The organism is Bacillus cereus group sp. MYBK222-1, from assembly GCF_051916425.1.
Lineage (GTDB): Bacteria > Bacillota > Bacilli > Bacillales > Bacillaceae_G > Bacillus_A > Bacillus_A paranthracis.
Genome location: NZ_JBQAGP010000006.1, coordinates 67,234 through 81,453, shown reverse-complemented (window position 1 = coordinate 81,453; position 14,220 = coordinate 67,234). Strand labels below are relative to the sequence as shown.

The following is a 14,220-nucleotide window of genomic DNA, read 5'->3' as shown; positions in this document are numbered from 1 at the left end:
ACGCTTCTAAAATCAGAAGCGTCTTTTCTATTACTTCTCCTCTAAAGCCGTCACGTTCACGTGGACGCTTTCTCCAGGATTAGATACATCATACACTTGAGCAACCCCACTCTGCTCGTCACAGCTCTCAATCCATACTGGTACACCTTCATATGTAACGTCGATTCTACTTGAAGAAGATAAAATTTGTTTCACACGTTTTACATCCATTCTACTATCCCTCCTTTGACTTATTACACTCCTTTCTATCTTTTCTTTTCCTTTTAGAATATATTCCATATAGCAACATTTTAATGGTTAGCCTTTTTTCCTTACATATTAACATTCTTTCTCATATCACCTTCTAACAAATAAAAAAAGACGTAGGTCCCACACGTCTTTTTCCATAATATTCAAATTTTAAGAAAATAATGTTTTTACAACTTCACTTACTTTATCATTATGAATTTGATAATACACTTCTAATCCTCGTCTTTCAAAGCGTACTACTTTATTTTGTTTTAATTTTGTTAAATGTTGCGAAACTGTTGATTGTGGAATTTCTAGCACTTCCTGTAATTGTGTTACATTACATGTTCCACGTTGCATTAGTTCCATTACTAGACGTAGACGTAACGGATGCGCTAACGCTCTTAACATTTGTACATCTTCTTCTGAAATATGACATTCGAATTGATTTTGGCTCATAAAGTTCCCCTCATTTTCGTTTTTATTTTCTTTTTATTTATTTATATATCTGTTCTTATATTTCCTGTTACGACATAACTTTATCAACCTATAAAGCTGAAAAATTTTTCCACCTTTATCAGGAAAGAATTCAGGAAAAATTCCTTGCTGATTTTGAATATTATACTATATGATATAACGAAAAAGCAAAAGTAAGGACTATGAATACTTTGCTTACAAACGTTGTTTTATCAAGCTTTTTGTTATATTTTCACCTCATTGCAACGTACAGTAATTATATTGTAAAATACCGTCTATAATTGATAACCTATCGTAACGTTTTGGGGTTATATTTAACCTCTTTGTTATGCTAAAAGGAATTTTCAGTAAAAAGAGATATCATAACATTAAATTTTAACTTATTGCTTTTTAATTAATATTCAATCGCTTGAACTATGATGGAACACTTCCTATTAAGTACATTTACTGTCCCACCCCTGACTTGATCAAATAGGACAAACGGTACATTCTGCAGCTCTATATTCGATACAAAGACGGTCTCTACTATAGAGCTGTAGTATCAATAATGTATAAACAACTGAAAGAAAAGAATATGCAAATAATTTATCTCACCCACTCAAATAGATTTGGGTGGGCTTTTTGTCTACTTTATGAACAAAGCATTTCTTTTAACACTATTATGGAATAATTATACTTTTTTACGTTGACAATAGTGTTGAAGGAGAATATACTAAGCATGTAAGTTGATTGTGAATAGTTTCACAAATAATGTGAATTTCTTCACATAAAATAGATAGGAGTTGTCATTATTATGAGTACTTGGACACAAATTTATGACCCATTAAACAATATTTGGTTATCTGCTCTAATCGCAGCACTTCCAATTTTTTGCTTCATCATTTGTTTAATGGGACTGAAAATGAAAAGTTATATCGCTGGTCTTTACAGTGTGATTGTCGCTATTATTCTTGCTATATTCGTTTATAAAATGCCAGCAACAGTAGCTGTAGCATCTGCCGGATTCGGTATTTTATCTGGATTTTATCCAATTTGTACTATTGTTATCGCAGCAATTTTCCTTTACAAATTAACTGTTAAAACAGAGCAATTCAACATCATTCGTGATAGCATTTCAAGCATTACAAATGATCAACGCTTACAAGTATTATTAATCGCTTATTCTTTCGGTGCTTTCTTAGAAGGCGCAGCTGGTCTAGGGGTTCCAGTTGCTATTACAGCTGCACTACTTGTAGGTATGGGCTTTAACCCATTAAAAGCAGCAGGTATTTGTTTAGTAGCAAACATCGCTGGTGGTGCTATGGGTGCTATGGGTATCCCAGTTACAGTACCAGCACAATTAACTGAACTTGATGCATTAACTATCGGTCGTCAAACTGTTCTTATTCTACCATTCATTAGTATTGTATTACCTTTCTTACTTGTTTCAATGGTCGATGGAATTAAAGGTATTAAAGAAACTTGGCAAGGTATTCTTGTAAGTGGTATTTCTTTCGCAATTACTCAGTTCGTTGTAACTTACTTCTTAGGTGCAGAACTTACTAATATTTTCGCAGCCGTTGTAAGTATGATCTCTCTTGCATTATTCTTACGTGTTTGGCAGCCAAAATCTTCTACTAAAGAAGAAAAACCAGAAGAAAAAGAAGCTCATACATTCAATCAAATTTTATATGCTTGGTCTCCATTCGTATTCTTAACTGCATTCGTAACAATCTTTAATTTAAAACCAATTAAAGCGTTATTTGCTCCGGATGGTGCACTAGCAAACTTAGTATTTAACATTCAATTCCCTGGTCTTCATAATGCTGTTATGAAAACTACACCAATTACAAAAGCTGATACACCTTTCGCAGCTGTTTTCAAATTTGATGTATTCTCATCTACAACTACTGCAATTGTATTAGCAATTATCGTTTCACTTATCGTGTACCGCGTTAAAGGTAAAATGGTTAAAGAATTAATGGTTGAAACAATGAAAGAGCTAAAAGCTCCAGTATATACAATCTGTAGCGTTATCGCGTTAGCTTACGTAGAAAACTACTCTGGTATGTCATCTACACTTGGACTTGCATTCTCTTCTACTGGTAATGCATTCCCAATTCTTTCTCCAATCTTAGGATGGATCGGCGTATTCATTACAGGATCAGTAGTATCAAGTGGTTCATTATTCGCACCGCTTCAAGCAGTAACTGCAGATCAATTAAACATCGTTCCTTCTACTCTTGTTGCCTTAAACGTAGTAGGTGGTACAATGGCAAAAATGGTTTCACCTCAATCTGTAGCAGTTGCTTGTGCAGCAGTTGGACTAGTTGGTAAAGAATCTGCCTTATTTAAAACAGCAATGAAATACAGTCTAATCTTCTTAGCTATCATTAGCTTACTTCAATTAAACGCTGTATTTAATATCTTTTAAAATAAAACACCGATCCAAATGGATCGGTGTTTCTTACATTACATCTTCTTATTCTTTAGTAAAGAAGCTCCAGCAATTTCAGGATGCGTCATTTCGAATGGATCTAAAATAATATCCAATTCTTCTTCTGTCAGTACACCATGTTCTAAACATAACTCCCGAACAGATTTTCCTGTTTCAATTGCTTCACGTGCAATACGTGATGCTGCTTCATAACCAATATGAGGGTTAACTGCTGTAATAATTCCAACACTTTTCTCAACATATTGTTTCAGCAGTTCTTCATTTGCTGTAATTCCTTTAATACAATATTCACGGAATACACGGAATCCGTTATTCATAATACTAATAGATTGAATTAAATTAAATACAAGCACAGGCTCCATTACGTTGAGCTCCAGTTGTCCTGCTTCTGACGCTAAGCAAATTGTATGATCATTACCAATTACTTGGAAAGCGACTTGATTAATTACTTCTGCCATAACAGGATTTACTTTACCTGGCATAATAGATGAACCTGGCTGACGAGCTGGTAATTGAATTTCCGCCAATCCAACACGTGGACCAGATGCCATAATACGAAGGTCGTTCGCAATTTTAGACATATTCATCATACATACTTTTAACGCTGCAGATACTTCTGTGTATGCATCTGTATTTTGTGTTGCATCAACTAAATGCTCTGCACCAACAAGTGGGAATCCGCTAAATGTTCGTAAGTGTTTAACCACTTGTTCAATGTAGGTAGGGTTTGCATTTAATCCCGTACCAACAGCTGTCGCCCCCATATTCACTTCATATAAATGTTGGCGAGATTGTTTAATTCTTTTTATATCACGCGCAAGCACTCTGCTATACGCTTCAAATTCTTGTCCAAGACGAATCGGAACAGCATCTTGTAAATGCGTACGTCCCATTTTAATGACGTGATCGAACTCGTTTGCTTTTGCACGGAAAGCAGCATGAAGTTCTTCCATTGTAATAAGAAGTTCTTCTAACATCATAAGAGTTGCAATATGAATTCCCGTTGGGAACGCATCATTCGTTGACTGAGCCATGTTTACATGCGTATTTGGGCTAATTTTTGCATACTCGCCTTTTTCATATCCCATACGTTCTAACGCTCGATTAGCAATTACTTCGTTTGTATTCATATTAATAGAAGTTCCAGCACCGCCCTGAATTGGATCTACGATAAATTGATCATGGAATTTCCCATCAACAATTTCTTGCGCTGCCTCCGCAATTTCATGTCCAATGTCTTTCGCCAAGTAACCAGTATCGATATTTGCAAGTGCCGCCGCTTTTTTCACAATTGCCATTGCCGTAATGAGTGACGGATGGATGCGATATCCTGTAATCGGGAAGTTTTCTACCGCACGTAATGTTTGTACACCGTAATAAGCTCTACTTGGTACTTCCTTTTCACCTAAAAAATCTTTTTCTATACGTATATCCTTCGTTGCTATCATTTTCATCACCTATACTTTTCATTCTAAATCCCTATTTAAAAAATTCGCCCTCTAAAAATACGAGTATCATTCAGAAGAATTTTTCAGTGTCCACCTTCACTATATAGTACCTTTTTTGAAAGCGCAAACATTTAATTTTCTATATATACCTTTTATAGAAAATCATTCTTCTCCCTTCTTTATTTCCACTCGTTTAATTTGATGCATATCTTTTTCCAGAACTTTAAAAGAAAAGCCGTGTTTTTCAATAATATCTCCTTCAGCAACGATTTGCTTTTGTACCATAATCCATCCACCAATTGTATCTACATCATCAGCGATTAAGTGTATGCCAAATAAATCATTTACTTCACTAATAAGCACTTTCCCCTCTACAATTTTACACCCTTCACTTATATGCTCTATAGGCGGGTGTTCATCTTCATCGTATTCATCTCGAATTTCCCCAACAATTTCTTCTAAAATATCTTCTAATGTAACAATCCCAGCTGTACCACCATATTCATCATACAACACAGCTAATGGAATGTGTTTTCTTTGCATTTGTAATAGTAAATCATGAATTGGAATATTTTCTAGCACTTCAATGACCGGCCTTGTATATGGCATAATCGAGCACTCCTCGTCCCGATTACCATCCATATAACGAATAAATAAATCCTTTACATTAACCATTCCAATGATTTCATCTTTATCTTCACCAAATACAGGATACCTCGTATATTTTTCTTGTGCGATTATTTTAATATGTGTTTCAAATGGTTCGTCCTCATATAAACCTACAACTTCCGTACGAGGCACCATAATTTCCTTTGCCACTCTATTATCAAATTCAAAAATATTATTTACATATTTAAATTCCCTTTGATTAATCTCTCCGCTCTCATAACTCTCAGATAAGATTAATCGTAATTCTTCTTCCGAATGAGCAACTTCATGTTCAGAAGCCGGATGTAATCCGAATAACCCTGTTACAAGCCTTGCTGAACCATTTAAAGCCCAAATAAACGGATACATTACTCGGTAAAAATAAATAAGTGGTTTCGATAATAATAAGCTAACTTGCTCTGCTCTTTGTATGGCGAACGTCTTAGGAGCAAGTTCACCAATAACAACATGTAAAAACGTAATAACTGCAAAAGCAATAATAAATGAAACGGTACTTGCAATTGCAGAAGATAGGTGTAGTTTTAAAAACAACGGCTCTAGTAAATGTTTTATAGTCGGCTCGCCTAACCACCCAAGCCCTAAAGCGGTAATGGTAATACCTAACTGACATGCTGATAAATATTCATCTAAATTTGAAGTTACTTTTTTTGCTGCCAATGCTCCTCGTCGTTTCTCACTAACGAGTTGGTCAATACGACTGCTACGCACCTTAATAATTGCAAACTCAACAGCTACAAAAAAACCTGTTAATGCAATAAGAATGACTACCATCAGTAATTTTAAAATATCCACATATATCCTTTAGCTTTCTTAGCTAAAGTGACACCTCCTTTAAAAAAGAAGTTTCACTTTAGTTTCTTCATTTACTCAAAAGCAACCCTATATAAAATTCACCAATTTCAAACCTCATACAATTCTAAAGGTAAACCATCCGGATCTTGGAAAAAAACAAATTTTTTCCCGGTTATCTCATCAATACGTATCGCCTCAGTTTCAACACCACATTGACTTAAATGTTGCACGGCTTCTTCTATATTTGTAACAGCAAATGCTAAATGCCTAAGTCCAGACGCTTCTGGAAAACTCGGGCGCTCAGGCGGACTTGGGAATGAAAATAATTCAATTTGATACTCTCCCCCTACACATAAATCTAACTTATAAGAATCTCGTTCCTTTCTATATACCTCTTTTACCTCTTCAAAACCTAATATCCTAGTATAAAAATCTTTTGACACATCATAATTTGAACAAATAATTGCAACGTGGTGTACTCTACATATATTCATACTCTCTCTATTCCTTTCTTTACCAAAGATGCATATTCTCCCTTGAAATGAAAAACATATATAGCAGAATATCTCTTTTAGGGGGCTTACTATGAAATTTATTACCTTTTTCTTAGGACTTATCGTCGTCTTCTTCCTTGCTTATATCGCTAGTAACAATAAGAAGCATATTAAATTTAAACCTATTTTCATCATGCTTCTTATACAGTTAATTTTAACCTATTTATTATTGAATACAGAAATCGGTCTCATACTTATTCGGTTCATCTCCAGTTTGTTTACAAAGCTACTCGAGTATGCTGCTGATGGTATAAACTTCGTATTTGGCGGCCTTGCCAATAAAGGTGAAATGCCCTTTTTCCTTACTGTCTTATTACCAATTGTCTTCATTTCCGTCTTGATCGGTATACTGCAACATTTCAAAATACTACCATTTTTCATTCGTTGGATCGGTTACTTCCTCAGTAAAATAAATGGTCTTGGGAAATTAGAATCTTACAATGCTATCGCATCTGCCATTGTCGGCCAATCAGAAGTTTTTATTACGGTCAAAAAACAATTAGCTCAAATTCCAAAACACCGTCTTTATACACTTTGCGCATCTGCTATGTCAACTGTATCTATGTCTATCGTAGGTGCCTATATGACAATGATCGAACCTAAATATGTAGTAACCGCACTCGTTCTCAATTTATTTAGCGGTTTTATTATCGTACTGATTATTAACCCCTACGACGTGAAAGATGATGAAGATATTTTAGAAATAAAAGGCGAAAAGCAAAGCTTTTTTGAAATGCTTGGAGAATACATTCTAGATGGCTTTCGAGTAGCTATCGTTGTCGGTGCTATGCTTATCGGATTCGTCGCATTAATGAGCTGCATTAATGATCTATTCCTCATTATATTCGGCATTACTTTCCAGCAATTAATCGGCTACGTCTTTGCACCAATTGCATTTCTTATTGGTGTACCAAGTTCTGAAATTGTCGCGGCTGGTAGCATTATGGCAACGAAGCTTGTAACGAATGAATTTGTAGCAATGATGGATCTTAGTAAAATTTCTAATAGCCTTTCTCCTCGTACAGTTGGTATTATTTCTGTCTTCCTCGTCTCTTTTGCCAACTTTTCTTCTATCGGCATTATTTCAGGTGCGGTAAAAGGATTAAACGAAGAACAAGGAAACGTCGTTGCCAGATTTGGCCTTAAATTACTATACGGAGCGACTCTCGTTAGCATTTTATCTGCAATTATCGTAAGCATTATGTTGTAATTAGGTAAAATTTTATCATTTTCTTATCCCTATCTTTTGTATACAATAACGAATAGATGTCTTTATAAATAATCAAGACATCTATTTTTTATACATGTACAATCGCTTTTATTTAGCGTACAATATTTTTTATGTGTTTAAATGCGCTTCTAGATGTATATACTTTGATAGTTTTAAAGGAGAAAAAATGATGAAATCCGATATGCACAAAGATACTCGAGCCAAAAAGGGACGCTCAAAGAAAAAACGTCTACTTTGGTTCCTTCTTATTCCATTACTGATTATAGCACTTGGAGCAGGAGGCTACTCCTTCCATATATACAGTAAAGCAAAATCAATTCTAAGTAATGCCTATTCTGAACTTGGTCGCGGAGACAAATCCAGCAAACGTGAAAAAGCCGTTAAACCTATGACTGACAACATTTCCGTACTTATTATGGGTGTTGATGAAAGTGATATTAGGGACAAAAATTATGGGAAAGCAACTCGTACAGATGCACTATTACTTGCAACCATTAATAAAAACGATAAATCTGTTAAGCTTGTCAGTATTCCACGTGATTCACGTGTCTATATTAAATCACGTGATAAATACGATAAAATTACACATGCGCACGTATTCGGTGGTGTAGACAGCACGATTGATACAGTTGAGAAATTTTTAGATGTTCCAGTTGATTACTATGTAAAATTCAACTTTAAATCCTTTATCAAAATTGTTGATTCCCTTGGTGGCATTACTGTAGATGTTCCAGTGGAGTTCACAGAACAAAATAGTAAAGATGAAGCAGATGCAGTTCACCTTAAAAAGGGACGTCAACATTTAAATGGAGAAGAAGCACTGGCACTAGCAAGAACTCGTCATATCGATAGTGATTATATGCGCGGTCAACGACAACAGCTTGTTTTAGAAGCTATTGCTGAAAAGGCATTATCTCTGAATTCCATTAATAAAATCGGTGGTTTATTAGACGCTGTTGATAAAGACTTAAAAACAAATTTAACTTTTGATGATATGATGACAATTGCGAAAAATTCAATGGGTTCAAACTTAAAAATGGACAAATTGCAAGTAGAAGGTACTGATAAATATATAGGTGGTATTTATTATTACGTTCCAAACGAAAAAAGCGTCGATAATATTTCGACAACACTACAAGAACATCTCGGTGTTACGAATAAAAATGAACATAAAAAATTATAATAAAAAGGCTGCTAGAACTTTCTAGACAGCCTTTTTATTATAATTTTCAACATATTTCTCGTACACATTGTGACAAAAAGAGACAATTATTACAACAGTGTAACATATTTTATAAAAACATTACACATACAGTGAAAATAATAGTATACTAGTACGTACATAATGTTATTTTCATCATTTTTATACAAAAAATGTAATACATATATTTATACAAAAATTTCTGGGGGGAAATAAATGAAGCTAAGTAAAATACTGATCGGTTCTGCAATTGCTGGAGGCATATTACTTTGTGTTGGCGGTGTTGGCGGATATCAATATGTATCCAAACTAAATAATCAATTAGATACTACTGCATTACCCAATACTACATTTGAAGGTATTTCTCTCGATGGAAAAAATAAAAAAGATATTCAAGCTATTATTAATCAAAAAATCACTGAATTAGATCAAAAATCACTTACGTACATATTCCAAAACGATAAACAAACTTACACATGGAAAGATTTAGGGATAAATTATAAAGAAAAAGATATTATCGACAAAATCTTTAAAGAACAAGAAGGCAACGCAATAAATCGTTACAAAATGCGGAAACAAGCTGAGAACGGCGAATTAAAACGTGACTATAAATTAACACCTCAATTAAATACAACTGCTTATGAAAGCTTTATGAAGGATAAATATAATGAAACATTAAAAAATCCTGTTAATGCAGAATTAAGTATTGAAGGCACTACAGTAAATATTAGCCAGAGCCAAAATGGAGAAAAAATCGATAAAGAAAAGTTAACTGATTTAACGCGGCAAGCCATTACTTCTGGCACATCTGATGTTACATTACCCGTTACACTATTAAAGCCTGAACGTTCTACAGAAGATATACAGAAAATGGGGATTAAAGAAGTAATTGCTGAATATTCAACTCCAATGGCTGGCCGTAATGGGAATCAATCCTTTAACGTAAATAAGTCAGCTAATACTTTAAGTGGAGTGATTGTCGCACCTGATGAAACATTTAGTTTTAATGGCCGCGTTGGCGTAACGGATGCTGCTCATGGTTATAAATCCGCAGCTGTATATTCACAAGGGAAAGTTATACAAAGTGCAGGCGGAGGCGTTTGCCAAGTGAGTAGTACTTTATATAGCGCAGCTTTAAGAGCAGATTTAGGAATTGTTTCTCGAAGCAACCATTCTATGCCCGTAAATTATTTACCACTTGGGCAAGATGCAGCAGTAGCAGATTATGGTCCAGATTTAAAATTTAAAAATAATACAGGCAATCATATTTATATTCAAGCATTTTCAAATGGAGGTAGTATTACTACACGTATTTTCGGCACAAATACTGGTAAAAATGTTGAAGTTTCTTCTCAAGTAATTAGTAGGACTAATGATAAAATAACAGCAGTTACATATAAAAAAGTTACACAAAACGGTGAAGTAATATCTAATGGACAAATTTCAAAAAGCGTATATAAAAGCGCTCCAAAACAATAAGACACTATCAAACAAAAAGGCGTGATCTACTCACGCCTTTTTCTTTTGCAATAATAATAAAAAGGTTGCAAGATGGTCTTTCGTTTCTTCTAACGACCACATACGATTTCCTTGCTTCGCAGCTAGTACGCACGCCTCTTCCCAAGCATCCTTTTTCTTCATATATAATAATTCATCGCGTAATTTCAAAACAATTTCTTCGTCTTCTTGCTCTATAAACTCTTCCATCACGCCTACTATTTCATCTTCATGGATACTTAACGTACAATACGATTTGAAAAAATATTGTAATGTCGTATACATATTTACTCCCCCTTCTTATTTATCAGATGGATAAGAAGTAATGATCTTATATCCTAAATCCCCTGACTTATCTCTCGCTAAAACAGTAACAGTTTTGACTAACTTGTCTTTTACATTCATATTTTTCTTTATTACCGTTTTTCCAACCGGGAATGAATGTGTTGTATTTAATACGAGACGAGCCTCTTTAGAATTTTTTAACCAATCTTGAATTTCCTTATCATGCTGCTTCAAACTATCTTTTACAGCTTTCGTTGCCGTTTCCTTGTCATAGTATGTACTTGCTGCTGATACTTTATCTGTCTTCAAGCGATTCTTCAAATCTTCTTCTGATTTGCCTACATGTCTTTCAATCGTATGACCATTTTTAGGTGGTCCTTCCATTTCGTCTAAAATATTATCACTAATTTTTTCTACTGATGCCGATTGATTCCCTGTTTGTTTCTCTGTTTTTTGTTCTTTTCCTGCACATCCACTTAAGATCAGCATGAGTGCCAATAAACTACTCACGAAAAGACTACTTATTCGTTTCATCATATCACCTCTTTCATGATTATTATCGTAACTTCACTAAAAGTCAATTTCACATCGAAAAAACATACACATTTTTCAAATTCCTCATCTATTTTGCCAAATTACCACCCGTTTTTCATAAAACCGCTATTTTCGCCCTTACATAAATATACCCCTATGTTTTTATGATTATTTCCCGAGTTAAACCTCCCCCTAAAATCATCTATTAACCTTTTAAATAAAGGTTTTATTTGTATTTTTTTAAAAAGTAAAATATACCCCTTACTTCATATACCTAATACCCATATAAGGTATAATAATGGTGTTTTTTAACGTTTTTCTACATTATGTAAATTTGTACTTGCCTACACAATGGAAATATGGTGTAATGCAAAAAAAAGATAAAGGATTTTAAACAATGGCTGAAACAATTCAAAACTTCTTAACAGACTATTATTCAATCGCAATTCCACTTAGTATCTTAATCAACATAGTCATTAGCCTTTTAGGTGTTATCCCTAGTATTTTTTTGACCGCTATTAACATACAGCTCTTTGGTGTAACAAACGGAACCCTTATTTCGATCGCAGGTGAGGCATTAGGGGCTATTATCTCGTTTTATATTTATCGTATAGGCCTTCAGAAATTCACTCACAGCAAAGTAAATAAGTATCCAAAGGTAGAACGCCTACTTTATGTAGAAGGTAGAGAGGCCTTTCTACTCGTCCTATCGTTCCGCCTCATTCCTTTCATTCCGTCTAGTATCGTGACTTTATTTGCAGCTCTAGGCAAAATGTCATTACTATCCTTCAGTATTGCCAGTACAATAGGTAAAATACCGGCATTATTAATCGAGGTATATTCTGCTTATCATGTCATGAACGGAACAAATGAAGCGAAGTGGATTGTAACAATCGCGGGCGCTATTGGATTGTTTTATTTGTGGAAAAAATGGAGAAAAAAATAAAGAAGGAGCCTATGCTCCTTCTTTATTTTTGAGGTATTTTATTAATAGCTATCCTTTAGATCGTTAGTTAATACCAACAGCACTAAATGATTGCTTAACTGCATTTACTTCAGCAGAGTTCGCACCATATAAATCAGCTGCAGCTTGTACTGCACCAGCACGCGCTTGACTAAATGTAGTAGATTGCGTGAAATATTGTGTGTTTGCACGGTAATAAATTGCACCTAGCTTATCTTTACCAATACCAGTTACAGTTACACCGTAATGCGTACCTCCATTTGCTAATAAATAAGCTTGTTTGTTAATAATACCACTGTTCGTATGAACCCCACCGTTATCACTAGTACCAGTGTAACGCTTAGAATAATGATCTGGATCACCATATTTCGTTGGATCACTCATAGAGCGAAGCGCATCTCCTGCTTTACCAGGCGTATAAATATCTTCACCAATTTCCCAATCTGGGTTACGGTTATCATAGAATTCTACTAAAGTACCAAAAACATCTGAAATAGCTTCATTTAATGCCCCTGATTCATTTTGATAGATTAAATCTGAGCTATACTCTGTAACAGCATGCGTTAATTCATGGCCAATTACATCAATTCCACCAGACAATGAAGTGAATGTTACACCATCACCATCTCCGTATACCATTTGAGAGCCATTCCAGAACGCATTATTATATCTACTTCCATAATGAACTGTTGATTTTAATGGCGCTCCTGCATCATTAATAGAGTTTCTATTAAAAGTAGCTTTATAGTAATCATATGTTTTACCCGCATAGTAATGAGCATCTACCGCTGCTGCATCATACGCTGCATTGAAAACATTATCTGCATCTACCCATAATGTTCCTGGCAATGTAGTACGATTTTTCGCATCATATGTGAAAATCGTTGCTCCGCGCGTATTATCTTGTAAGTAGTAAGATGAGCCAGATAACGTTGTATTAAGCGACTTCGTATCTCCTAATACACCTTTACCAGTACCCACTGCATTTGTTCCTGTTACAGGCTTTACAGCTGGTTTCGCTTCCTGTTTAGGTGCCTCTTGCTTAACTGGTGATTTATCTTCATTTGCTACATGATCAAGTTTATTATATTTATTTAACACTTTACCGCTGTCTGCTTCAATGAAATAGTAGTAGTTTCCTGGACTCGGGTCTAAGAAGTTTAAATTTACAACGTATGCATATGTTGTTTCTTCACCGTTTTGATATACATATAAGTCCGCTTTTGGTTCTACCTCATATTTAGGTGTAATCCCTAAATCTTTTTGCGCAATTTCAATTGCTTTTGCGCCTTCGATCTTATTTTTATTTTTCAATTTTTCTTTTTTGTCTAAATCAGGCGCAACTGTTCCAGACAATACTTTTAAAGAACCATCTTTACTTACGTGAGCTACTTGCGTAGACCCCCATACAGGTACTCCTTCATATACTTGTTGCAAACGTAATACTGTTGAATCAGTTACAGCATCTTTCTTCACTTGTTTCACTTTGAAAGAATCTTGCGCACTCTTTTCCCCTAACTTGTAATCACCTTTTGCTGCGTTTAAGTAATCAAACACAACAGATTCTGCTTTCTTACCAGTTGCCCCAGTTAGATCCCCAGAAACAAACTCCGGTGACTGTACTGTCTCATTGTACTTCTTCGTAGAGAGCACATTTTTAGAATCTGCAAATGCAGAGCCTGTCCCTCCGAACGTTGTAACTGCCATTCCTGTCGCTAACACTAATGCTAAACTTTTCTTTTTCATGAACCTTCCCCCTAATAAATTATTTTTTGAAAAAGAGTAGTTTCATATTAGCATTATGTTTCCACTATTAATATACTAAAAATTCAATTAATTTTTTTCTCAAGTTTTGTAGAATTTTGAGGAACAAATATTGAAAAAACCCCTTTCCGGTTGGAAA

Annotated in this window: 13 protein-coding genes; 5 read left to right on the top strand and 8 right to left on the bottom strand. The window is 34.7% G+C overall.

The window, feature by feature from the left end; translation table 11 throughout:
* Positions 1–30: 30 nt before the first annotated feature.
* Both ACTFR9_RS21890 and ACTFR9_RS21885 read right to left on the bottom strand, forming a co-directional pair.
* Complete coding sequence (locus ACTFR9_RS21890) at positions 31–210, bottom strand: acid-soluble spore protein H (RefSeq protein WP_000382683.1); 180 nt, start codon at positions 208–210, stop codon at positions 31–33.
* A gap of 189 nt (positions 211–399) precedes the next feature.
* On the bottom strand, positions 400–687 hold the full coding sequence (locus ACTFR9_RS21885; protein WP_000081427.1) for an ArsR/SmtB family transcription factor: 288 nt from the start codon (positions 685–687) through the stop codon (positions 400–402).
* 811 nt (positions 688–1,498) lie between these two features.
* On the opposite strand from ACTFR9_RS21885, the gene ACTFR9_RS21880 reads away from it, so the two are divergent.
* On the top strand, positions 1,499–3,118 hold the full coding sequence (locus tag ACTFR9_RS21880; protein WP_073536212.1) for an L-lactate permease: 1,620 nt from the start codon (positions 1,499–1,501) through the stop codon (positions 3,116–3,118).
* Positions 3,119–3,156: 38 nt separating this feature from the next.
* On the opposite strand, the gene aspA is transcribed toward ACTFR9_RS21880, so the two are convergent.
* The 3 genes from aspA to gloA2 all read right to left on the bottom strand — a co-directional run bounded on the left by aspA (position 3,157) and on the right by gloA2 (position 6,545).
* Positions 3,157–4,590, bottom strand: coding sequence for an aspartate ammonia-lyase (gene aspA / locus ACTFR9_RS21875; protein ID WP_000562151.1), 1,434 nt, complete (start codon positions 4,588–4,590; stop codon positions 3,157–3,159).
* Between the two features lie 162 nt (positions 4,591–4,752).
* Complete coding sequence (locus ACTFR9_RS21870; RefSeq protein WP_000353305.1) at positions 4,753–6,051, bottom strand: hemolysin family protein; 1,299 nt, start codon at positions 6,049–6,051, stop codon at positions 4,753–4,755.
* Positions 6,052–6,158: 107 nt separating this feature from the next.
* Entirely contained in the window at positions 6,159–6,545 is a 387-nt protein-coding gene (gene gloA2, locus ACTFR9_RS21865) for an SMU1112c/YaeR family gloxylase I-like metalloprotein (protein ID WP_229136710.1), read from the bottom strand.
* 91 nt (positions 6,546–6,636) lie between these two features.
* On the opposite strand from gloA2, the gene ACTFR9_RS21860 reads away from it, so the two are divergent.
* The 3 genes from ACTFR9_RS21860 (at position 6,637) to ACTFR9_RS21850 (ending at position 10,516) form a co-directional block, all read left to right on the top strand.
* On the top strand, positions 6,637–7,815 hold the full coding sequence (locus ACTFR9_RS21860) for a NupC/NupG family nucleoside CNT transporter (protein WP_000668836.1): 1,179 nt from the start codon (positions 6,637–6,639) through the stop codon (positions 7,813–7,815).
* A 190-nt stretch (positions 7,816–8,005) separates the two neighbouring features.
* Positions 8,006–9,019 (top strand): LCP family protein, encoded by a 1,014-nt coding sequence (locus ACTFR9_RS21855; protein WP_000834033.1) that lies wholly within the window; start codon positions 8,006–8,008, stop codon positions 9,017–9,019.
* Between the two features lie 234 nt (positions 9,020–9,253).
* Positions 9,254–10,516 carry a VanW family protein gene (locus tag ACTFR9_RS21850; protein WP_000777346.1) on the top strand — a complete coding sequence of 421 codons (1,263 nt, stop codon included), beginning with the start codon at positions 9,254–9,256 and terminating at the stop codon, positions 10,514–10,516.
* Between the two features lie 30 nt (positions 10,517–10,546).
* On the opposite strand, the gene ACTFR9_RS21845 is transcribed toward ACTFR9_RS21850, so the two are convergent.
* Together ACTFR9_RS21845 and ACTFR9_RS21840 are read right to left on the bottom strand one after the other, a co-directional pair.
* Entirely contained in the window at positions 10,547–10,819 is a 273-nt protein-coding gene (locus ACTFR9_RS21845; RefSeq protein WP_000288788.1) for a hypothetical protein, read from the bottom strand.
* 15 nt (positions 10,820–10,834) lie between these two features.
* Positions 10,835–11,353, bottom strand: coding sequence for an RNase A-like domain-containing lipoprotein (locus ACTFR9_RS21840; protein ID WP_000822717.1), 519 nt, complete (start codon positions 11,351–11,353; stop codon positions 10,835–10,837).
* Between the two features lie 397 nt (positions 11,354–11,750).
* On the opposite strand from ACTFR9_RS21840, the gene ACTFR9_RS21835 reads away from it, so the two are divergent.
* A complete protein-coding gene (locus tag ACTFR9_RS21835; protein ID WP_000852211.1) occupies positions 11,751–12,299 on the top strand; it encodes a TVP38/TMEM64 family protein in 549 nt (182 codons plus the stop codon).
* A gap of 63 nt (positions 12,300–12,362) precedes the next feature.
* On the opposite strand, the gene ACTFR9_RS21830 is transcribed toward ACTFR9_RS21835, so the two are convergent.
* Positions 12,363–14,063 (bottom strand): M4 family metallopeptidase, encoded by a 1,701-nt coding sequence (locus ACTFR9_RS21830; RefSeq protein ID WP_000730398.1) that lies wholly within the window; start codon positions 14,061–14,063, stop codon positions 12,363–12,365.
* Between the last annotated feature and the right edge of the window lie 157 nt (positions 14,064–14,220).